General features: G+C 61.7%; 18 protein-coding genes. 11 read left to right on the top strand and 7 right to left on the bottom strand.

All coding sequences use genetic code 11. The features are described 5' to 3' along the window. Positions 1 to 41 precede the first annotated feature (41 nt). Positions 42 to 842 carry an aminoglycoside phosphotransferase family protein gene (locus EFD56_RS17475; protein ID WP_085742949.1) on the top strand — a complete coding sequence of 267 codons (801 nt, stop codon included), beginning with the start codon at positions 42 to 44 and terminating at the stop codon, positions 840 to 842. On the opposite strand, the gene EFD56_RS17470 is transcribed toward EFD56_RS17475, so the two are convergent. Further along, positions 839 to 1,861, bottom strand: a complete 1,023-nt coding sequence (locus tag EFD56_RS17470; protein WP_085742950.1) for an NAD-dependent epimerase/dehydratase family protein — start codon at positions 1,859 to 1,861, stop codon at positions 839 to 841. The genes EFD56_RS17475 and EFD56_RS17470 overlap by 4 nt on opposite strands. A gap of 94 nt (positions 1,862 to 1,955) precedes the next feature. On the opposite strand from EFD56_RS17470, the gene EFD56_RS17465 reads away from it, so the two are divergent. After that, positions 1,956 to 2,861 (top strand): LysR family transcriptional regulator, encoded by a 906-nt coding sequence (locus tag EFD56_RS17465; RefSeq protein WP_085742951.1) that lies wholly within the window; start codon positions 1,956 to 1,958, stop codon positions 2,859 to 2,861. Positions 2,862 to 3,131: 270 nt separating this feature from the next. Beyond that, the gene (locus EFD56_RS17460) at positions 3,132 to 3,647 is read left to right on the top strand and encodes a GrpB family protein (RefSeq protein ID WP_010006345.1); all 516 of its coding nucleotides are present in this window, start codon (positions 3,132 to 3,134) and stop codon (positions 3,645 to 3,647) included. 2 nt (positions 3,648 to 3,649) lie between these two features. Here EFD56_RS17460 and EFD56_RS17455 read toward each other — a convergent pair whose 3' ends face one another. Next, positions 3,650 to 3,931, bottom strand: a complete 282-nt coding sequence (locus EFD56_RS17455; RefSeq protein WP_004671042.1) for a DUF2188 domain-containing protein — start codon at positions 3,929 to 3,931, stop codon at positions 3,650 to 3,652. Positions 3,932 to 4,162: 231 nt separating this feature from the next. Between EFD56_RS17455 and EFD56_RS17450 the strand changes: the two genes are divergently transcribed. Then, a complete protein-coding gene (locus EFD56_RS17450; protein WP_085742952.1) occupies positions 4,163 to 5,260 on the top strand; it encodes a calcium:cation antiporter in 1,098 nt (365 codons plus the stop codon). A 9-nt stretch (positions 5,261 to 5,269) separates the two neighbouring features. Here EFD56_RS17450 and EFD56_RS17445 read toward each other — a convergent pair whose 3' ends face one another. The 3 genes from EFD56_RS17445 to EFD56_RS17435 all read right to left on the bottom strand — a co-directional run bounded on the left by EFD56_RS17445 (position 5,270) and on the right by EFD56_RS17435 (position 8,551). Continuing rightward, positions 5,270 to 6,136, bottom strand: a complete 867-nt coding sequence (locus EFD56_RS17445; RefSeq protein WP_085742953.1) for a 3-deoxy-manno-octulosonate cytidylyltransferase — start codon at positions 6,134 to 6,136, stop codon at positions 5,270 to 5,272. Positions 6,137 to 6,181: 45 nt separating this feature from the next. After that, a complete protein-coding gene (locus EFD56_RS17440) occupies positions 6,182 to 7,087 on the bottom strand; it encodes a glycosyltransferase family 8 protein (protein WP_085742954.1) in 906 nt (301 codons plus the stop codon). A 261-nt stretch (positions 7,088 to 7,348) separates the two neighbouring features. After that, the gene (locus EFD56_RS17435; protein ID WP_037140505.1) at positions 7,349 to 8,551 is read right to left on the bottom strand and encodes a pyridoxal phosphate-dependent aminotransferase; all 1,203 of its coding nucleotides are present in this window, start codon (positions 8,549 to 8,551) and stop codon (positions 7,349 to 7,351) included. A gap of 236 nt (positions 8,552 to 8,787) precedes the next feature. Here EFD56_RS17435 and EFD56_RS17430 point away from each other — a divergent pair, with 236 nt between their 5' ends. From EFD56_RS17430 to EFD56_RS17410, 4 genes are all read left to right on the top strand, one after another. Then, positions 8,788 to 10,461 (top strand): ArnT family glycosyltransferase, encoded by a 1,674-nt coding sequence (locus EFD56_RS17430; RefSeq protein ID WP_085742955.1) that lies wholly within the window; start codon positions 8,788 to 8,790, stop codon positions 10,459 to 10,461. Positions 10,462 to 10,717: 256 nt separating this feature from the next. Then, positions 10,718 to 13,102, top strand: coding sequence for a marine proteobacterial sortase target protein (locus EFD56_RS17420; protein WP_085742956.1), 2,385 nt, complete (start codon positions 10,718 to 10,720; stop codon positions 13,100 to 13,102). After that, positions 13,092 to 13,865 (top strand): class GN sortase, encoded by a 774-nt coding sequence (locus EFD56_RS17415; protein ID WP_085742957.1) that lies wholly within the window; start codon positions 13,092 to 13,094, stop codon positions 13,863 to 13,865. The genes EFD56_RS17420 and EFD56_RS17415 overlap by 11 nt, the downstream gene beginning before the upstream one ends. Before the next feature lie 61 nt (positions 13,866 to 13,926). Then, positions 13,927 to 15,069, top strand: coding sequence for a PQQ-dependent sugar dehydrogenase (locus EFD56_RS17410; protein ID WP_085742958.1), 1,143 nt, complete (start codon positions 13,927 to 13,929; stop codon positions 15,067 to 15,069). Between the two features lie 4 nt (positions 15,070 to 15,073). Here the strand turns inward: EFD56_RS17410 and EFD56_RS17405 are convergent, their stop codons facing one another. Beyond that, positions 15,074 to 15,499, bottom strand: a complete 426-nt coding sequence (locus EFD56_RS17405) for a DUF3052 domain-containing protein (RefSeq protein WP_085742959.1) — start codon at positions 15,497 to 15,499, stop codon at positions 15,074 to 15,076. Positions 15,500 to 15,626: 127 nt separating this feature from the next. On the opposite strand from EFD56_RS17405, the gene EFD56_RS17400 reads away from it, so the two are divergent. The 3 genes from EFD56_RS17400 to EFD56_RS17390 all read left to right on the top strand — a co-directional run bounded on the left by EFD56_RS17400 (position 15,627) and on the right by EFD56_RS17390 (position 17,830). Then, positions 15,627 to 16,517, top strand: a complete 891-nt coding sequence (locus EFD56_RS17400) for a DMT family transporter (RefSeq protein WP_064828135.1) — start codon at positions 15,627 to 15,629, stop codon at positions 16,515 to 16,517. A 486-nt stretch (positions 16,518 to 17,003) separates the two neighbouring features. Next, positions 17,004 to 17,219 carry a cold-shock protein gene (locus tag EFD56_RS17395; protein ID WP_003561293.1) on the top strand — a complete coding sequence of 72 codons (216 nt, stop codon included), beginning with the start codon at positions 17,004 to 17,006 and terminating at the stop codon, positions 17,217 to 17,219. Positions 17,220 to 17,368: 149 nt separating this feature from the next. Next, positions 17,369 to 17,830, top strand: coding sequence for a BA14K family protein (locus EFD56_RS17390; RefSeq protein WP_004680172.1), 462 nt, complete (start codon positions 17,369 to 17,371; stop codon positions 17,828 to 17,830). A 59-nt stretch (positions 17,831 to 17,889) separates the two neighbouring features. On the opposite strand, the gene EFD56_RS17385 is transcribed toward EFD56_RS17390, so the two are convergent. Continuing rightward, entirely contained in the window at positions 17,890 to 18,762 is an 873-nt protein-coding gene (locus EFD56_RS17385) for an oxidoreductase (RefSeq protein ID WP_085743677.1), read from the bottom strand. Between the last annotated feature and the right edge of the window lie 11 nt (positions 18,763 to 18,773).

Below are 18,773 nucleotides of genomic sequence, written 5' to 3'. Positions count from 1 at the left end.
GCGGGATTTGCATTTCCGCTGCATCTTTGTACGGTGTCCCAATGTTCGCTCCTTATCTCGATCTCTGGTCGCTCATATCCGACGGCGAGCCGATCCTCACCCATTCGAGCCGCCTGCTGCCGGTCCGCTGGCGGGATAGGCCCGCCATGCTGAAGGTGGCGACCGACAAAGACGAACGATATGGCGCGCTGCTGATGCAATGGTGGGACGGCGACGGTGCCGCCCATGTCTACGCTCATGAGGGCGACGCCGTGCTTCTGGAACGGGCGACGGGTAAACGCACGCTGCTTGCCATGGCGATGAATGGCGAAGACGACGAGGCAAGCCGTATCCTCTGCCGGACGGCAGCAAGGCTGCATGCGCCGCGCCAAAAGCCACTTCCCGATCCAATACCCCTCACCCGCTGGTTCCGCGACCTGGAACCGGCAGCAAAAAAACACGGCGGCACGCTGACCGATTGCTGGTCGATTGCCGACACCCTGCTTGCCGATCTGCGCGACGTCACCGTCCTTCATGGCGACATTCACCACGGAAACATTCTCGACTTCGAGTCGCGCGGTTGGCTGGCGATTGATCCGAAGCGCCTTCATGGCGAGCGCGGCTTCGATTTCGCCAATATCTTTGCCAACGAGGAACTGCCAACCATCACCGATCCGGCTCGTTTCCGCCGCCAGCTCGCCGTCGTCTCGGCAGAGGCTCGGCTGGAGCCGAAGCGGCTTTTGCGGTGGATCGCAGCCTATTCCGGCCTTTCCGCCGCTTGGTTCCTCGGCGATCCGAACGTCGAGCAGGCCGAGACGGCCTTGACGGTCGCCCGGCTCGCCCTTTCCGAACTTGCGGCTTAATTCGCCTTCTGCAGCGAATGGCTGCTGAAGGCGGTCGTCGTAGCGAGATGTGGCTCGGACAGGCAGCCGAGCGCGATGAGTGACGCCCTCACCGCTTCGTCGATCGGCGTCTGCGGCTCATTGCCCAGTTCAGCGCTGAGCTTGGCGTTGCTCATCCTGAGCGGCACCTTCCACAGATAGCGCATCTCTTTGATCTCCCGCATCATCGGGAGAAAGGGCGCGGCGAGCGGCACGATCCACCAGGGAAAACGCCCGATCTTCGCCTTACCGCCGGCAACGCGTCTGATCGCTTCTGCCATCTGCATGCCGTCGGCGTCCCAGAAGCCGTCCATATGATAGACGGCAAAGGACGGCAGTCGATCGGCCCATTCGATGAGCTGCGCCATGGTTTCCGCCATGTCGGGCAAGTAGGTCCACTGATGACCGACGCCGCGCCGTCCGGGGTTTTTGATCGTGCCGACCGGCTTGCCCGGCGTCACCAGGCCGGATGAAAACCAGCTGTTGGCGGTGGCGCCCGGACCGAAGAAATCGCCGGCGCGGACGATGATGACGCCGATGCCGGCTTGCGTCGCCGCCTTCAGCCGTTCCTCCATCTCGACCCGGATGGCGCCCTTCCTGGTCACTGGATGCTGCGGGCTCTCCTCCGTCGGCATCGGCAGGGCATCGGGACCGAAATTATAGACGTTGCCGGGCAGCACGATGCGTGCGCCGAAAGCGCGAGCAGCGGCAATGCTATTGTCGAGCATCGGCAGCACCAGCTTGTCCCAGTCGCGGTACCCCGGCGGGTTGACGGCATGGACAATCAGCCCGACGCCTTCGGCCGCCTTCAGGACGTCGCCGGCATTCATCGCATCGCCCTGCACCCATTCGAAAGCCGGCTCGTTCCGCATCGCCCGTTCCGCATCACGGTTCAGCGCGCGGAGCCGCCAGCCACGCGCCAGCAGCTTTCGCGCAACCGCGCCGCCAATCCCGCCGGTGGCGCCGAGAACAAGGGCGGTCATGTTCATCTCTTTGCTCATTACATGCATCTCCTTCGATCGCATGCAATGAATATGCTCCCGCTCTCAGATAAACGAAATTGACGAAATAAGTGGACAGGATATACACAAATATATGAACCCCGAGCCGAGCTGGGATTTCTATCGCAGTTTTCTCAACGTGCTCCAGCACGGATCGCTGTCGGCCGCCGCCCGCGAGCTGGGGTTGACCCAGCCGACTATAGGCCGCCATGTCGATGCCCTGGAACTGGCGATCGGCGCCGAGCTCTTCACCCGATCGCCGAACGGTCTGCTGCCGACCGACGCAGCACTGGCGCTGAAGCCTTATGCCGAGACGCTGGCGGCAACCACCGCCGCGCTTTTGCGGACCGCATCCAGCCAACGCGAGCGCGTCGCCGGAACGATCAGGATCAGCGCCAGCGAGGTTATCGCCGTCGAAGTGCTGCCTGGCATTCTCGGTCCGTTACAGGACGCCCATCCCGAGCTCCAGATCGAGCTTTCGGCTTCCGATGCGATCGAGGATCTGGTGAACCGCGAGGCCGATATTGCCGTGCGCATGGCCGAACCGCAGCAGGATGCGCTCGTCGTGCGCCGCATCGGCGATATTCCGCTCGGCTTCCACGCCCATCGCCGCTATCTCGAACGATATGGCGCTCCGCAAAGCGTGGCTGACCTCGCCAATCATCGGCTTATCGGCTTTGACCGGCAGACGGCCTATGTCCGCCTGGTGATGAAGCGCTATCCGGTGCCCGATGGGATCAAATTCGCCTACAGGACCGACAGCAATCTTGCCCAGCTTGCCGCGATCCGCGCCGGCGTCGGTATCGGCCTCTGCCAGATCGGGCTTGCACGGGAGAATCCCGATCTCGTGCACCTCCTGGCCGAGGCTTTCAACATCCCGCTCGGCACCTGGGTGGCGATGCATGAGAGCTTGAAATCCTCGCCACGCTGCCGCGTTACTTTCGACGCGCTGGTCAACGGCCTGCAGGATTACTACCGGTATTCGACTAGAACAGGATGATTTTGGGCCCGGTCGGCCTGAAATCTGAATCCTGTTCTGAATTAAAGAGTGAGAGCATGATGTCGTCCGAAAACCGCTCACACTTTCGGCACCATACTCTAGCGGATAGTCACAAAATCGGAATCGATTTCCGAAAAGAATCATGCACAATTCAAGGGGTCCGGCAGTCCGTCTCTACCGGATGCGTATCACTTTATACCATTGTTTTTCAGGCGGTTCCTGACACGAACCACATCACCATTTTGCTGAAATTGCTCTCACAGGATAAGAATGACACCTCACAGTCGGGTTGAACTGGTGCCTTACGATCCGCAATGGCCGGCGCATTTCCAGCGCATCCGCAGCCGGTTGTTCACCTGGCTGCCGCAGGCGCTCTTCATCGATCATATCGGCAGCACATCGATACCGGGCATGATCGCCAAGCCTCTCATCGATATCGACATCGTCCTTCCCGGCCTCGAGCATATCGCAGATGCCACCGCGGTGCTTCTGGCGGAAGGCTATGAACCGCGCGGCAATCGCTATGACGACGAGGTCTGGGCATTTTTATCGAGAGGTTCGGTACCAGCGGAGCGGGTCTACCTTTGCCCGGCCGGCAACGGCACACATCGAAACAGGCTGGCTTTCCGGGATTATCTCATCGCGCATCCGGAGTCGGCGAGCGAGTATGCCGCGCTCAAACGCAAACTGGCAGCCGAGTTCAGGACGGACGGCGATCGCTATACCGCGCAGAAGCGTGAATTTGTCGATACGATCGTTGCGCGGGCATTGGAGGGCAATGCTTAGCGTCACGCGCCATGCGGGGCCCCGGCTGCGCGATCCTGCCACAGGCCGTCTACCACTTCCGTTTCCGGCCGGTCTCCGCCCTCGGCGTATTCCTCATGCCACTTGCCGTTTTCGTCCTGCCAGCTGATCTCGGCGGAATCGCCGCCGACCTGCTGTTCGGCCGCGACGATACGCGCAGCTTCGAGTGCCTCGGCATGGCTCGGAAACGCTTCGGAATAGACGCCACCCAGTCTGTAGGCCCAGCCGCCGTCATGCGGCACGACTTCGTAGACCACCTTGATCATGCATCCGTCTCCTCATCTTTCTGTTGCGCATTCGCACGCTTCCGGACAGGATCCGGATCATCGCGGCCGCTTGACGAGAATACGAGGACGCCGCGATCTGCTTTCCGGCCCCGATGGCGTTCAGTATTCCATTAAACGCCGAAGACTGCAAATAGCAGAGTGCCGTGGCGTGCTACCCATCCGGAATCAGTGACTTAGTTAAGAGGCATAGATCGGAACGGGAGCCGGGATTTGGGCATCGCTTCACGCTTTAAAAACGAAAAGTACCTGATCGCGGCGCTTGCCGCTGCGATGATCGCCTATCTCCTGGAACACGCAGTGATCGAAATGGGACGCGGTGTCGCGCTGCTCGCCGCCGCAGCCCTGGTCGGCACCATCGTGCTTGCCTCGATCCGCGTCGCCCATCATGCCGAACTGCTCGCTATCAAGGTCGGCGATCCCTATGGCACGATGATCCTCACGCTTTCGGCCCTCGCCGTCGAAGTGATCATCCTCGCCATCATGATGACGGGCGAGAGTTCTCCGACGCTGGTGCGAGATACGATCTATTCGGCCTTGATGCTCGACATCAACGGCATTCTCGGTCTCGCCGCTCTGCTCGGCGGCCTCAAGCACGGCGAGCAGCCCTATAATGACAATTCGGGCAAGACCTACGGCGTGATGATCCTCACCGCCATGGGCATTTCGATGATCGTGCCGGAATTCGTGCCGAGAGATAAGTGGCACTATTATTCCGCCTTCACCATCGTCGCGATGATTGCGCTTTACGGCCTCTTCCTGCGCATGCAGGTCGGCCAGCACAGCTATTTCTTCAGTTACAGCTATCCGCGCTCCGAGCGGAAGAAGGAAAGTCACCGCGAACACGACATTGAGGCGTCGACCGCGGTCTCGATCGTGACCATCCTTGCGGGCGTCGTCATCATCGGCCTGCTGGCGGAGTTCATGTCGGCGTTTATGGCTGAGGGCCTGCGCGATAGCGGCGCCCCGATCGCCGTGACCGCCGTCGTCGTCGCGGCGATTTCGGCCGCGCCCGAGATCCTGACCGCCTTGAGGGCGGCATTGAAGAACCGCATGCAGGCGACGGTCAACATCGCCATGGGCGCCTCGCTCTCGACGGTGATCCTGACGGTGCCCGTCATGGAGGCCATCGCGCTCTACACCGGCCAGCCCTTCATCATGGCGATGACCCCGGTGCAGACGGTGATGGTCACGATCACGCTGATTGCCGCGGCAATCAATCTCAACGACGGCGAGACCAACGCCATCGAGGGCATGACGCATTTCATCCTGTTTTCCACCTTCGTCATGCTGACGGCGCTGGGGCTTTGAAGAAGCAGCTCACCCCTTCGACTTTTCGAGGAAGCGCTCTTTACGGGTTTTCGGCTTGAAGCGCCGGAAGAAATTTTCGATGGCGCGAATGGATTTGGTGACCGACATCAGCCTGTCGATCTGGCCGTTGGCATTGTGGAGCCGCTCGGACAAGACTTCGGCCGCCGTCATCGCGATCTCGATCGGCGGGACGTCAGGAAATCTTTTGGCCAGCGCCGAATAGGGGCTGGCATCGACGCCGCCCATCATCGAGATCGAGCCCATTCTGGCAAAGAGACGCAGGAAGATCTGCTCGAACGTCCAATCATGCACGTCGAAGACCTTCCATTTCTCGCTTCTCTTGGCCGAAAAGCCGGCAAGCAGGATCTTGCCCGGCAGTTGCAGCTCGGCGAGCCAGAGCGCCATCGCAAAGCCGCTGGTGGCGATTTTGCCCGTCGGGTAGAGATCGCCAAGCATTTGCGTCAGATCGAGGTGGCGGGCCTTGGCGCCGTTGAAGCGGCTTTCTTCGCTGAAGTTTTCCTCCGGGGAGACGCGAAGATTGATGACACCCCGGAAGTCATCGCCGGCAAAGAAGCGCAGAACATCGCCCACCTCGCGCCGGTGGACGATATTGGCGCCCATCACGCCGCTGCGGGCAACCAGCACCGCATGTCCGGCGAAGGGCTCGTCGAGCACCTTGTAGACATTGTTGAAGAAGACGTAGAGCGCCGTCTCCGGCAGTTCGCTTCGCAGCCGTTCGAAATCGACCGCTTCGCTATTCGCCACAAGCACGATGTGGGAATAGCGCGACAGCAGCGCCGTCCACGCTTCCGGTGTCAACAGATTCAATCCGCCATCTTCGGCGGCCGTAGTGGTATCGCTCGGAATTGATTCCATCGGCTCACATGCACTTTCCAAGGACGATGCGCTCGGGGCGCGTCACTAGCTGTTGCTGAAATAGGCGCGCATCCGCGCAAGCCGCGTCAGCCCGCCGATCTGCTTTCCCACATGCGAGATGAAACCGGCAACTCGGCCCGCCGCCGACGGCTGCCTGCAGAAGGAGGCCCACGACGTGTCGCGGAGATCCTCGGCATAACGCTCGGCCATCCGCCGGTGCACCCAGGGAACGGTCGCCTGCCACGGTTTCTTGCGGCCGGTGAAATGAAGGATCGCCGGCCGGGCGATGAAGGGCAGCAATCCCGTTTGCGTATTCCAGCGCGGATCGAGCACCAGCCAGTCGCCGTCGAATGTCACGTTCAGCGCATCCTGGTCGTTGTTCTCAAACAGATGCGAGCGATCCTCGAAGATTTCCCGGGTCCTGGCAAAAAGCCCCTTCGCCCGGCAGACCGACCAGTCGAATAACAATACGCCGGCGTTGAAGTAGCGCCCGCCCTCGCTCATGCCGATCTTGCGCTGCCGCGCGCCGGCTTTCTCCGGGAAGGCCATGACATAGTCATCGACCGCGGCAAGCGCCTTGCCCTGGAAGTCCCGCGCAAAGAGCTCGTCGACGGACGCCACCGCAAGCACGTCGGCGTCGAGGTAAAGCAGGCGCTCGATATTCTCGGGAATTTGCAGATCCATATAGAGCCGCGCCAACGTGGCCGCCGACCAACGGCCGCGCGCCTGGCGCGCCGTATCCGGCGTCGCATAAGGCAGTACCTTGATCGTCATGCCATGCAGGCGCGCGAAATTTTCGACCTTAGCGACGTCGTTCGGCTTCAGGTCGATGCCGAGAAGCAGGAACTCTACGCCGGCCGCGACCAGATTGCGCTTGACGGAAAGCAGGGTGCAGCAGGCAGCCGGCAGCATGTTAACGTCAGAACAGACGATGACGGCACTCTGTTGCAAAATCCGGTCTCCGAAAGCGGCAGCTTGAACTTGATGCCGGGATATCTAGTTGGTTTGGCGGCCGCCCGCAACCTGAGATGACCGGCGCAGCCGGCGCTCCCCGTCACGATTTGAATCGGATTTCAACGACTTGCGAGGCAAAGCGGAATCGATGCCGCAAACTCTTGAATCAGGATGTGAGCCTACAGCTGCATCGCCAACGCGCAAACAAAAAAGCCCGCCGTCGCCGGTGGGCTTTCGATCAATGCCATCGCAACCGGCTTACTTGCAGGCGCCGCAGAAGCGCTGGATGCGGCGGCAGGCTTCCTCGAGCAAGTCCTCCGAGGTTGCGTAGGAGATGCGGAAGTTCGGACCGAGGCCGAAGGCCGAACCGTGAACGACGGCCACACCTTCCGATTCCAGAAGCTCGGAGACGAAATCCTCATCCGTCTCGATCACCTTGCCGGAGGGTGCGGTCTTGCCGATCAGGCCCTTGCAGGAGGGGTAGACGTAGAAAGCGCCTTCCGGAACCGGGCAGACGATGCCCTTGGCCTGGTTCAGCATGGACACGACGAGATCGCGGCGGCCCTCGAAGATCTTCTTGTTGGCGGGAATGAAGTCCTGCGTGCCGTTCAGCGCCTCGACGGCCGCCCACTGGGCGATCGACGTGGCGCCCGAAGTCTGCTGGCCCTGGATCATGTCCATCGCCTTGATGAGCTGGATCGGGCCCGCCGCATAGCCGATACGCCAGCCGGTCATGGCATAGGCCTTGGAGACGCCGTTCATCGTCAGCGTACGGTCGTAAAGCTTGGGTTCGACTTCGACAGGCGTCACGAACTTGAAATCGCCATAGGTCAGGTGCTCGTACATGTCGTCGGTCAGCACCCAGACATGCGGATGCTTCATCAGCACGTCGGTCAGCGCCTTCAGCTCAGCATGCGTATAGGCAGCCCCCGTCGGGTTGGACGGCGAGTTGAAGATGAACCACTTGGTCTTCGGCGTGATCGCCTTCTCGAGATCGGCGGCCTGGAGCTTGAAGTTATGCTCCTGGGTCGCGGAAACGAAAACCGGCGTGCCGCCGCAGAGCGCCACCATTTCGGGATAGGAAACCCAATAGGGCGCCGGAACAACCACTTCGTCGCCGGGGTTCAGCGTCGCCATGAAGGCGTTGAACAGGATCTGCTTGCCGCCGGTGCCGACGATCGTCTGCTCCCAGGAATATTCCAGACCGTTCTCGCGCTTGAACTTGGCGGCGATCGCCTTGCGCAGTTCGGGAATGCCGGAAACCGGCGTGTACTTCGTCTCGCCGCGGTTGATTGCGTCGATGGCGGCCTTCTTGATGTTCTCTGGCGTATCGAAATCCGGCTCGCCGGCGCCTAGCCCGATGACGTCGCGTCCTTTTGCTTTCAGCTCGCGCGCTTTCTGAGAGACGGCGATGGTGGCTGAAGGCTTCACACGGGAAAGAGCATCGGCAAGGAAGGCCATGATATCGGTCCTAATGGTTGAAACTGGCAGAAAGCCGGGACCGGAGTTCTGCGGTTAGCTCTATGTCCAATGTATGACGGCATTTCAAGCGCAAAGGCGTGATGGGGGCAATGATTCTTATTGATCCTTTCGCCATACAGGCGAGACGGGGCTCTTGCCATTGATGCACGAGGAATTTGACTCAATACTCAATTTGGATGAGTTGCTTTTTAAGCCGCTGCTGATGAACTGCCGGCATGACAAAGCCGCCCCGCAAGCCCTCCACGCCACTGCGTCTCGCGCCGGACGAGCTGGAATTGAATCGGTCCGAAAGTCGGCGGGACCCGCAGGAGACGATCGACCGGGAAACGGCTGCTCGCAGCTACCTCAACCTCGACACGGCGATCCTGCTTGGAATTCTGCTTATCGCGGTCGTCTTCAGGTTCCACAAGATCACCTTGCCGCTGGTCGACGGTTTCAGCTGGCGCGAAATAAGCACGGCTATGATGGCCGACAATTTCCGAGAGCGCAGCTGGAACATCTTCTTTCCGGAGGTCAGCTGGACCGGGCCCGGACCAAGCTATCAGGGCCGCGAGTTCCAGATCGTCAGCTATATCACCGCCCTGCTCTATCAGCTCTTCGGCTGGCACGACTGGTTCGGCCGCGTGGTTGCAGCCCTCTTCGGACTGGTGACGGTGTTCTCGCTGCACAGGCTGACGGCGCTGTGCTGGGGTGAGAGGCATGCCCATGCGGCGGCGCTGGCCTACGCGCTGATGCCGGCAACGATCATGATCGACAGCTCGTTCCTTCCTGATCCCGCGATGCTGGCCTTGGTCACGCTTGGTGTCTGGCTGTTCGTCAAATTCTGGGCCGGGGGTAGCAACTGGCTCCTGCCGCTTGCCACGGCCAGCTTCTCGCTCGGCGCGCTGTCAAAGCCGCCGGGCATCGCTGCCGGCGCCGTCATCTTCTACCTGATGGTCTGCTGGATCGTAGAGAAGAAGAGAAAGCAGGCGGCCTGGGTTTTCGTGGCGGGGCTTTTGAGCCTGGCCATCCTCGGCGCTTATTTCAGCTGGGCAATTTATCTCGGCCGCAGCTATCCACCGTTTCATATCGCCGGCAGCGGCGGCTATATCTGGGACCATGGCTTCTGGACATATGTCAAGAACAGGTTCTACTTCAAATCCGTATGGAACACCTCGGTCTATTGGTTCTACGGCTACCCGTTCATGGCGCTGTTCGCCATCGGCTTGTGGATGCCGCCCAGCCCCCCGGAGGCCCCCCAGCAGCGCACCCTTTGGGTCACTCCCTATGTGTGGCTGGCGGCGGCCGTGATCCTTTTTCTGGCGGCAGCCGGCGAGATCACCAGCAATGTATGGAACTTCCACATCTTCCATGTGCCGGTCGCGATATTCTGCGGCCGCGGCGCACTTCTTCTGGCAACGCTTGCATCGAGAATCATTCCAACGACAGCGGTCGTGCTTCGCTTGATCTGCATCGTCGCCGTCGCGCTTGCCTGGTCGACGCTCCCCCTCGTCAGGATGATGAAGAAGCCGATCGCCATGAACGGAAAGCTGCTCGGCGACGAGCTGGCGCGCTTGGCGCAACCGGGCGACCTGGTCGTCGCCGTCGCACCCGATGTCGGCGATCCCGTCGCAGTCTATTACAGCAGGGCGCGCGGCTGGGTGTTCCCGCCTGGCGGGGGCGATGGCGAATGGGCAAAATTCGTCGCGGATGACGCGACCGCGATCGCGCAGCTCGAGGAACTGCGTGCGCAGGGCGCGGATCTGTTTGGCGTCGCCAAGAACGCCACCGACGACGACGACCGGCTGTTCGTCCAGCATCATCACGGGGTCATTGATTATCTGGACAGGACCGCAACCAAGCTGGTGGATACGGATAATTTGCTGGTCTACAGGATGACCCGTCGATAAGAACCCCGACCGACCGGGCTCGACGGTTCGGCCTCGCATTCGCCTTCAACCTGCGACTCGGCCGACACTTTCGCGGTGGCGACGATCGCGTTTTTCGTCACCCTATGTCTTTTGAAATCAGACAGATCCGCGGATTTCGTCATCGCCACGAATAAGCCGCAACAAATGCCGCACGCCGCCGCAATTCGGTCGCGAGCGCGCCGAGATCGAAGCCGCATCATTGCCTTATCCAAAATTGGTTATTGAGGGTACGCCAATGTTTCTGGAAGATGAGCTCGCCATCGGGCGCATGCGCATGCGCCGGATTTCCATTTCATTTCTCGTCGCTGCCACTGCTTTTGTCGCCTGCCTCGCCGCGATGCTGGGACTTGCCTCCGCCGCGCGCGCCGAGGCGCAGCAGGCAGCCGGCCAGCTTGCCGCGCTTGTCCGGCCGAACGACGTCAACAGCGGCTCGCTGCTCTTCCCGTCGAAGGAGCCCGGCTTTTATGTCGAGGCGCCGCGGCTGAAGACCGACGTCACCATCGATGTCTCCGGCCCGATCGCCAGGGTGAAGGTGACACAGCGCTTCCAGAACCCGAGCCAGGGCTGGGTCGAGGGTACCTATGTCTTCCCGCTGCCGGAGAATTCCGCGGTCGACGCGCTGAAGATGCAGATCGGCGAACGCTTCATCGAAGGCCAAATCAAGCCGCGCCAGGAAGCCCGTGAGATCTATGAGCAGGCCAAGGCCGAAGGCAAGAAGACGGCGCTGCTCGAACAGCAGCGGCCGAACATTTTTACCAGCCAGGTCGCCAATATCGGGCCTGGCGAAGAGATCATCGTACAGATCGAATATCAGCAGACCGTCCACCAGTCGGGCGGCGAGTTTTCGCTGCGCTTCCCGATGGTCGTCGCTCCGCGCTACAATCCGGCCCCGATCGTCCAGACCGTCGAGTTCAACAACGGCGCCGGCTTCGCTACGCCGCGCGATCCGGTGGAGAATCGCGAGAAGATCGAAGCCTCGGTGCTCGATCCGAACGAGAATGCCAAAATCAACCCGGTCTCGCTGACCGTCAATCTCAAGGCCGGCTTTCCGCTCGGCGACGTCAATTCGTCCTTCCATGCGGTCGATATCCGACAGGACAGCGACCAGGCGAGGACGATCAGCCTGAAGGGGGGCGCCGTTCCCGCCGACAAGGATTTCGAGCTGACCTGGAAGGCCGCTCTCGGAAAGACGCCGAGTGCCGGGCTCTTTCGCGAGGTGAAAGATGGCAAGACCTATCTGCTCGCTTTCGTCACCCCGCCGACGGCGCCGGATGCGGCAGCAGCGCCGACAAAACGCGAGGTGGTCTTCGTCATCGACAATTCCGGCTCCATGTCCGGCCAGTCGATCGAGCAGGCAAGGCAGAGCCTGGCGCTCGCCATCTCCAGATTGAGTAAGGACGACCGCTTCAACGTCATCCGTTTCGATGACACGATGACCGACTATTTCAACGGCCTCGTCGCCGCCTCGCCTGATAACCGGGAAAAGGCCATCACCTACGTCAGGGGCCTGAGCGCCGACGGCGGCACGGAAATGCTGCCCGCTCTTGAGGATGCGCTGCGCAACCAGGGACCAGTGGCAAGCGGCGCGCTGCGCCAGGTCGTGTTCCTGACCGACGGCGCGATCGGCAATGAGCAGCAGCTCTTCCAGGAAATCAGCGCAAACCGCGGCGATGCCCGCGTCTTCACCGTCGGCATCGGCTCGGCGCCGAACACTTATTTCATGACCAAGGCTGCCGAGATCGGCCGCGGCACTTTCACCGCGATCGGCTCGACCGACCAGGTGGCCAGCCGCATGGGCGAGCTATTCGCCAAGCTGCAGAATCCCGCCATGACCGATATCGCCGCGACCTTCGAAGGCACGCAAGCCGAGGACATCACGCCGAACCCGATGCCGGATCTTTATAGCGGCGAGCCCGTCGTGCTGACCGCGGAGCTGCCGCGGGACAAACCCGCCGGCAAGCTGCAGATTGTCGGCAAGACGGGCGATCAGCCCTGGCGCGTCGAGATGGATATCGCTCACGCCGCCGACGGCAACGGCATCTCCAAGCTCTGGGCGCGGCGCAAGATCGATGATTTCGAAGCCCGCGCCTATCAACGCCAGGATCCTGCCGCGCTCGACAAGGATATCGAAACGGTGGCGCTTGCCCACCACCTGGTCTCCCGCGTCACCAGCCTCGTCGCCGTCGACGTCACCCCGTCGCGACCGGAAAACGAGCCGCTCGGCGCGGCGAAGCTGCCGCTTAACCTGCCCGACGGTTGGGATTTCGGGAAGGTTTTCGGCGAAAATGCTGCGCCGCTTGGCGGCGGGCAAGACCGTGGCTCGATCACGCCGACCGAGAGCGCCGGACCGCAGCAGGCTGCCGCCGACATCCAGGAGCGCGGCGCATCGCCCGAGATCGCGAGCCTGATGGCCGCCGCTCCGACCGCCAAGGCCGCCACCATGATCGCGCAGAAGACTTCGACCGTGAATCTGCCGCAGACGGCAACCCGCGCCGACGAACAGATCATGCGCGGGCTTACCATGCTGCTCTTGGCCCTGGCGGCGGCAAGCGGACTGGCCGTCTGGCGCCGGCGCCTCAAAGGCGTCTTCACCACCGGAGGCAGGCGCAATGGCCTATAGTCGCCCCACCGGCAGCAATGAGGAAGCGGCTGAATTCGAGCCGCTTCCGACCTACCTGGAACTTGCCATGGCCGCGGCCACAGCCCACGACAGACCGAAGGCGCGCCGGAAGAAGGGCTTCTTCCTCTGGCGTCTTTCGTCGATCGAAAAGGCAATCGCCATTGGGATTGCCGGCCTTGCGCTTTACGGCCTGGCGCTGATCGGCGATGGTTTCCTGCTGAAGGCGAAGGCAGAGCTTTCCCAGGTCCTGCTGAAACGCGCCTTCGCTGCCGAACTGCGGGGCGAAGCGGCGAAACCATGGCCTTGGGCGGATTTCACCACGGAAGCCAAGGTGCGCGCACCGCGCCTCGGCAAGGAGGCAATCGTGCTTTCCGGCGCTTCCGGCGAAGCTCTCGCCTTTGGCCCCGCCTGGCTCGCCAACACGCCGCAGCCAGGCGACGAAGGCACCGCGGTGATCGCCGCCCATCGCGACACTCACTTTCGCTGGCTGCAATATATAAAACCGGGCGACGCCATCGAAGTCATCCGCCGCGACGGCAAAGTCCTGACCTTCAAGGCCGGTGAAGGCCGCATCGCTCCTTGGGATGCCAGCGGCATCGACCCCGCCTCCGACGGCCGCCACTTGGTGCTGACCACCTGCTGGCCCTTCGACGCGACCGAACGCGGGCCGCTGCGCTACATTCTCGAAGCCGAACTGGTCGATGGCGAGACGACAGGTTCCGTTCAACCGGCAAACACAAAGCCGCTATTGCAGGCCGAATGAGGGTTGAACCCCTCCCCCGTCCGCTCCAGCTTTGAGGCTGAAGAGACGACGGGGAAACAAGATGAAGAGACTGCCCGCCCTCCATTTCGCCGCAGCGCTTATTTTGTTCGGCGCCGTGTCGGCTGACGCCGCCGATACCATCAACACACAAGGCCCCACGGTCCGTGTCGAAAAGCTCGCCGGTGGGCTCGACCATCCCTGGGCGGTCGAAGTCTTGCCCGATGGCGCCTACCTCGTCACCGAGCGGCCAGGCCGCATGCGCATTATCCACGACGGCAAGCTATCCGAGCCAATTGGCAACGTGCCCAAGGTCAGCGCCCGTGGCCAGGGGGGGCTGATGGATGTGGCGCTCGCGCCGGATTTTGCGACCTCGAGAAAGCTCTATTTCACCGCCGCCATTGCCAAAGCCCAGGGCTCCGGCACCGAAGCCTTCAGCGCCACGCTGTCGCGTGACGAAAAGCGACTCGACGCCGTCACACCTGTTTTCACCATGCGTCGCTTCACCTCCGGCAACATTCAGTACGGTTCGCGCATCGCCATCGCCCCCGATGGCACGCTGTTCATCAGCGTCGGCGACCGCGGCGACCGCGATCGATCGCAGGACTGGCAGGACGACGCCGGCTCGATCATCCATATCAATGCCGACGGCAGCATTCCAACCAACAATCCGTTCAAAGACGGCGGCAAGGCGCTGCCGGAAATCTGGTCGAAAGGCCATCGCAACCCGCAGGGCATCACCTTCGACACCAAGGACGGCAAACTCTATACCGTCGAACACGGCGCGCGCGGCGGTGACGAGATCAATGAGCCCGAGGCAGGCAAGAATTACGGCTGGCCGATCATCACCTATGGCCGCGACTATTCCGGCGCCGAGATCGGCGAAGGCACCGCCAAAAAAGGGCTGGAACAGCCGCTGCATTACTGGGATCCGTCGATCGCGCCGGGCGCGCTCGCCGTCTATCGCGGCGCCATGTTTCCGGAATGGGACGGCAACTTCGTCGTCGCGGCGCTGAAGTTCCAGTTGCTGTCGCGCATGCAACGCGACGAGAGCGGCGCCTTCGTCGCCGAAGAGCGCCTGTTCGAAGGTGAATACGGCCGCATCCGCGATGTCATCGTCGCGCCCGACGGCGCACTGCTGATGGTGACGGACGAGGATGACGGCGCGTTGCTCAGGGTTTCGCGCGCTGAGGCCGATAACGGCTGACAGATCATAACGCCCCGCGCAGTTCCTTGCGGATGACGAATTTCAGCCCGGACCAGATCTCATCGATGGCGCAAACCTTGACGTCGACGAGACTGGTCGGAAGGAGGATCTCCCGCAGCACATCCTCGGTGACATCGGTCGGCACCCGCGAACTCTTTTTGGGCCAGGAAATCCAGAGCATGCCGTCCGGCTTGAGAACATCGAAGAGCTTAGTCGCGACAGCCTCCAGCGCCGCCCGTTCGGTCACAAACAGATGCACATAGTCGAATTCTCGCCGAGGTGTTTCAGGAAGCGCGCGAACCACCGAAGCGAAACGGTCGAAACCATTGATGTCACCAATCGTTTCGGGAATGTCAAGAAGTGCGGACGCCTGCCCACGCGCGAGCCCAAGCTTTTTCGCGAGCGGGGTGCCGGAATAGCCTGCCGTCATATTGCTCGCCTTTCCATGTGTCGCATGCCTTCATCGTCGCCGACCGGCATGAAGTCTTCATCCTTGCCGAAAGGAAACGCAACTGCTAACCGCATAACGCATATTTCCCTGCACCATCGAGGCCGACATGACGCGCGTTCAGGCGAATCTCCTCCTATTGCTTGCAGCCGCCATCTGGGGCGGCGGCTTCGTCGCGCAGTCGACGGCGATGAAGGCGATCGGCCCCTTCTGGTTCATCGGCCTGCGTTTTGCCGTCGCCACATTTGCCGTGCTGCCTTTCGTCCTTTTCGAAGCGCGCAAGGCCAAGGCGAAGACAAGCAAGCGGCATGCGGGGCTCTACGTGCTGACCGGCCTTGCCCTTTTCGGCGGCGCAGCCACGCAACAGGTGGGACTACAGACGACGACGGTGACGAATTCCAGCTTCATCACCGGTCTCTATGTCGTCTTCGTGCCGCTGATCGCCGTGCTCTTCTTGCGCCGTGCCCCGCATTGGATCATCTGGCCGGGCGCCCTGATGGCCGTCGCGGGCATCTACCTCCTGTCCGGCGGTCATCTCTCGGCGCTGACGTCAGGCGATTTGCTGACCGTCGTCTGCGCGATCTTCTGGTCGATCCAGATCACCCTTGCCGGCACGACGGTTTCCGAGACCAAAAGGCCGCTCGCGCTTTCCGCCACGCAATTCGCCGTCACCGCGGTCTGCGCGCTGGCGATTGCGGCCGCCGCCGAACCGATCAGTCTCTCGTCGGTGTGGGCGGCAGCCCCTGAGATTCTCTATGTCGGCATCTTCTCCTCTGGCCTGGCCTTCGTGCTGCAGGTGATCGGCCAGCGCTACACCACGCCCTCGCAGGCGGCGATCTTCCTTTCTTCCGAAGCTCTCTTCGGCGCATCGCTGGCAGCGCTGCTGCTCGGTGAGTCCATGTCGGCGATGGGCTACACAGGTTGCGCGCTAATGTTTATCGCTATGCTTGTGGTCGAACTCGTGCCGAGCTTCGCCCGCCGCGGCCTTCGGGCCGTCTGAACACGCGTCCAAATATGGGTGGATGGCCAATCCGAAAAAAAATTCACGGAACCGGAAAGACGCGTTCACGTTGCATTCTTGGCAAAATCTGCTCGAAATTTATATTGCAGACGATACAAAACGTTAATCATGCTCCTTCGGCGAAGGAAATTTTGCGTTTTTGCGCAGATTGGCCGCTGGCGAGAGTGTGCCCTGAACGACACGTTAAAAAACTTTTGCTTGCCAAAATCCCGGAAACGCCGCACTCTCGCCTCGTTCGGGCATTTTGCGAGCATGGGAAGTCCTTAAGTATTTGCGCGCCGGAAACGCTAATATTCCGGTCAGCCGGTTCCAAAAAAGGCAGGCGAAAGTCCTGTCTGGGGCAGGCCGAGGTAGAGGGGACCTTTTTCTCACATTTCAAGAATTGCCTGCCAACACCTCCCGCAAGGAGGCAATGCTATGATGCTGCCCGTGTGGATGGCGGGCAGAGAGAAAAGGACCTGACGCATGGCCGAAACTGGCACTGTAAAATTCTTCAATACCGACAAAGGCTTCGGCTTCATCAAGCCGGACCGGGGCGGCGCCGATATCTTCGTTCACATTTCTGCCGTCCAGGCCTCCGGGCTGGCCGGTCTGACGGAAAACCAGAAGGTAAGCTTCGACACGGAGCCGGATCGCCGCGGCAAGGGCCCCAAGGCCGTCAATCTGCAGATTGCAGGCTGAACCCTTAACAAGGCTGTCGAATTTCGAGTTGAGGCCCGGCAGCAATGCCGGGTTTTGTCATTCAGCCTTCGTTCAGCTAGCGGGCTGTACCTCTAGCATCATCGAGAAAGGAACCGGGGTTCGGTTCCCGGGATTAGGATTTCATGCTGATGAACAGGCTCGCAAAAACTCTTCTGCTGACGGCAACCGCTGCTGCACTTACCCTTTCTGCGATTGGCGAGGCATCGGCCGGCGATCACCATTGGCGCCATCATAACAACAATGACGCCCTCGTCGGCGGCGCGGTCGGCCTCGCCACCGGCCTGATCGTCGGCTCGGCGATCGCCAATGCCAATAACGGCCCGGTTTACGATGAACCCCGCTACATCGACCCGCCCTACGAGCCCAGCTATTACGAGCCCGCTCCGGTCTATCGCGCCCCGCGCCGCGTCTATGTCGAGCAGCCGCAATATGTCGAAGAGCCGCGATATTATGCGCCGGTCCGCACCGCCGTGGAGCCCTGGTCGCCGCAGTGGGAGCGTTATTGCTCTTACCGCTATCGCTCCTTCGACCCGCGCAGCGGCACTTACATCGGCAACGACGGCCGCAGCCATTTCTGCACCGCCGGCTAATCTTCCGACAATTCATCATGAAGCGCCGCTCCTGAGCGGCGCTTTTGTTTTTGGCTTCGTCAGCCGGGCTTCTTCTCCCAGGGCATCGTCTGCACCTCGGCATCGGGCTCGAAATCGGTCGAGACGCTGACGGTGCGCCATTCGCGATCGGCCGCGATGCGCTCGGCATCGGCCTTCTCGACATTGCGCACCGCATCGCTGCCGAGCAGCAGCCGCAACGGCGGCTCGTCGAGACCGGCGATATGGAGGACGACCGCCGCCGCTTTGGCAGGGTTTCCGGGCTGGCGTCCGTCATATTCACGCTGGAAGCGGACCGTCGCCCCGACCGTCTCCGCATATTCTGCCCGCCCCTCGGCAAGCACCGTCGAGGCGCCGGCGAAATCCGTCCTGAAGCCGCCGGGCTCAATCACCGTCACCTTGATGCCGAACGGCGCGACCTCCTTGGACAACACCTCTGAAAATCCCTCGACGCCGAATTTCGCCGCCGAATAGGCGCCGCGCCCGGCAGGGCCGATGCGCCCGCCGACGGAGGAGAACTGGATGATATGCCCCGCTCCTTGCCCACGCATCAGGGCGATCACCGCCTTGGTCATGATGATCGTACCGAACAGGTTGGTCTCGATCTGGGCGCGGAAATCGGCAAGGCTGGTATCCTCGATCGAACTGACATTGCCGTAGCCGGCATTGTTGACGAGCACATCGATGCGCCCGAACCGCTTCACGCCGGCCTCCACCGCTGCAGCCGCCGCCGCCTCATCGGTCACGTCGAGCGCCAGCGTCAGCACCTGGCCGCCATATCGCTGCGAGAGATCGGCAAGCTGGAGCGGATCGCGTGCCGTGGCCACCAGACTGTCGCCGGAGGCCAGAACGGCCTCCGCCAGCGCCCGGCCGAGACCGCGCGAACTCCCCGTTATCAACCAGACCCTCGACATCGGAAACCTCT

Origin of the sequence: Rhizobium phaseoli, assembly GCF_003985125.1 — a bacterium.
Taxonomy (GTDB): domain Bacteria; phylum Pseudomonadota; class Alphaproteobacteria; order Rhizobiales; family Rhizobiaceae; genus Rhizobium; species Rhizobium phaseoli.
Note: the sequence above shows the minus strand (reverse complement) of the source record. Positions and strands in the feature narration are given on the sequence as shown.

What these genes read in the sequence shown, in the direction of transcription:
- EFD56_RS17395 (WP_003561293.1), top strand. Translation starts at nt 17,004, where the DNA reads ATGGCCGAAACTGGCACTGTAAAATTCTTCAATACCGACAAAGGCTTC.
- EFD56_RS17455 (WP_004671042.1), bottom strand. Translation starts at nt 3,931, where the DNA reads ATGATCAAGGTGGTCTACGAAGTCGTGCCGCATGACGGCGGCTGGGCC.
- EFD56_RS17390 (WP_004680172.1), top strand. Translation starts at nt 17,369, where the DNA reads ATGAACAGGCTCGCAAAAACTCTTCTGCTGACGGCAACCGCTGCTGCA.
- EFD56_RS17465 (WP_085742951.1), top strand. Translation starts at nt 1,956, where the DNA reads ATGAACCCCGAGCCGAGCTGGGATTTCTATCGCAGTTTTCTCAACGTG.
- EFD56_RS17475 (WP_085742949.1), top strand. Translation starts at nt 42, where the DNA reads ATGTTCGCTCCTTATCTCGATCTCTGGTCGCTCATATCCGACGGCGAG.
- EFD56_RS17385 (WP_085743677.1), bottom strand. Translation starts at nt 18,762, where the DNA reads ATGTCGAGGGTCTGGTTGATAACGGGGAGTTCGCGCGGTCTCGGCCGG.
- EFD56_RS17435 (WP_037140505.1), bottom strand. Translation starts at nt 8,551, where the DNA reads ATGGCCTTCCTTGCCGATGCTCTTTCCCGTGTGAAGCCTTCAGCCACC.
- EFD56_RS17470 (WP_085742950.1), bottom strand. Translation starts at nt 1,861, where the DNA reads ATGAGCAAAGAGATGAACATGACCGCCCTTGTTCTCGGCGCCACCGGC.
- EFD56_RS17430 (WP_085742955.1), top strand. Translation starts at nt 8,788, where the DNA reads ATGACAAAGCCGCCCCGCAAGCCCTCCACGCCACTGCGTCTCGCGCCG.
- EFD56_RS17420 (WP_085742956.1), top strand. Translation starts at nt 10,718, where the DNA reads ATGTTTCTGGAAGATGAGCTCGCCATCGGGCGCATGCGCATGCGCCGG.
- EFD56_RS17400 (WP_064828135.1), top strand. Translation starts at nt 15,627, where the DNA reads ATGACGCGCGTTCAGGCGAATCTCCTCCTATTGCTTGCAGCCGCCATC.
- EFD56_RS17445 (WP_085742953.1), bottom strand. Translation starts at nt 6,136, where the DNA reads ATGGAATCAATTCCGAGCGATACCACTACGGCCGCCGAAGATGGCGGA.
- EFD56_RS17460 (WP_010006345.1), top strand. Translation starts at nt 3,132, where the DNA reads ATGACACCTCACAGTCGGGTTGAACTGGTGCCTTACGATCCGCAATGG.
- EFD56_RS17405 (WP_085742959.1), bottom strand. Translation starts at nt 15,499, where the DNA reads ATGACGGCAGGCTATTCCGGCACCCCGCTCGCGAAAAAGCTTGGGCTC.
- EFD56_RS17410 (WP_085742958.1), top strand. Translation starts at nt 13,927, where the DNA reads ATGAAGAGACTGCCCGCCCTCCATTTCGCCGCAGCGCTTATTTTGTTC.
- EFD56_RS17415 (WP_085742957.1), top strand. Translation starts at nt 13,092, where the DNA reads ATGGCCTATAGTCGCCCCACCGGCAGCAATGAGGAAGCGGCTGAATTC.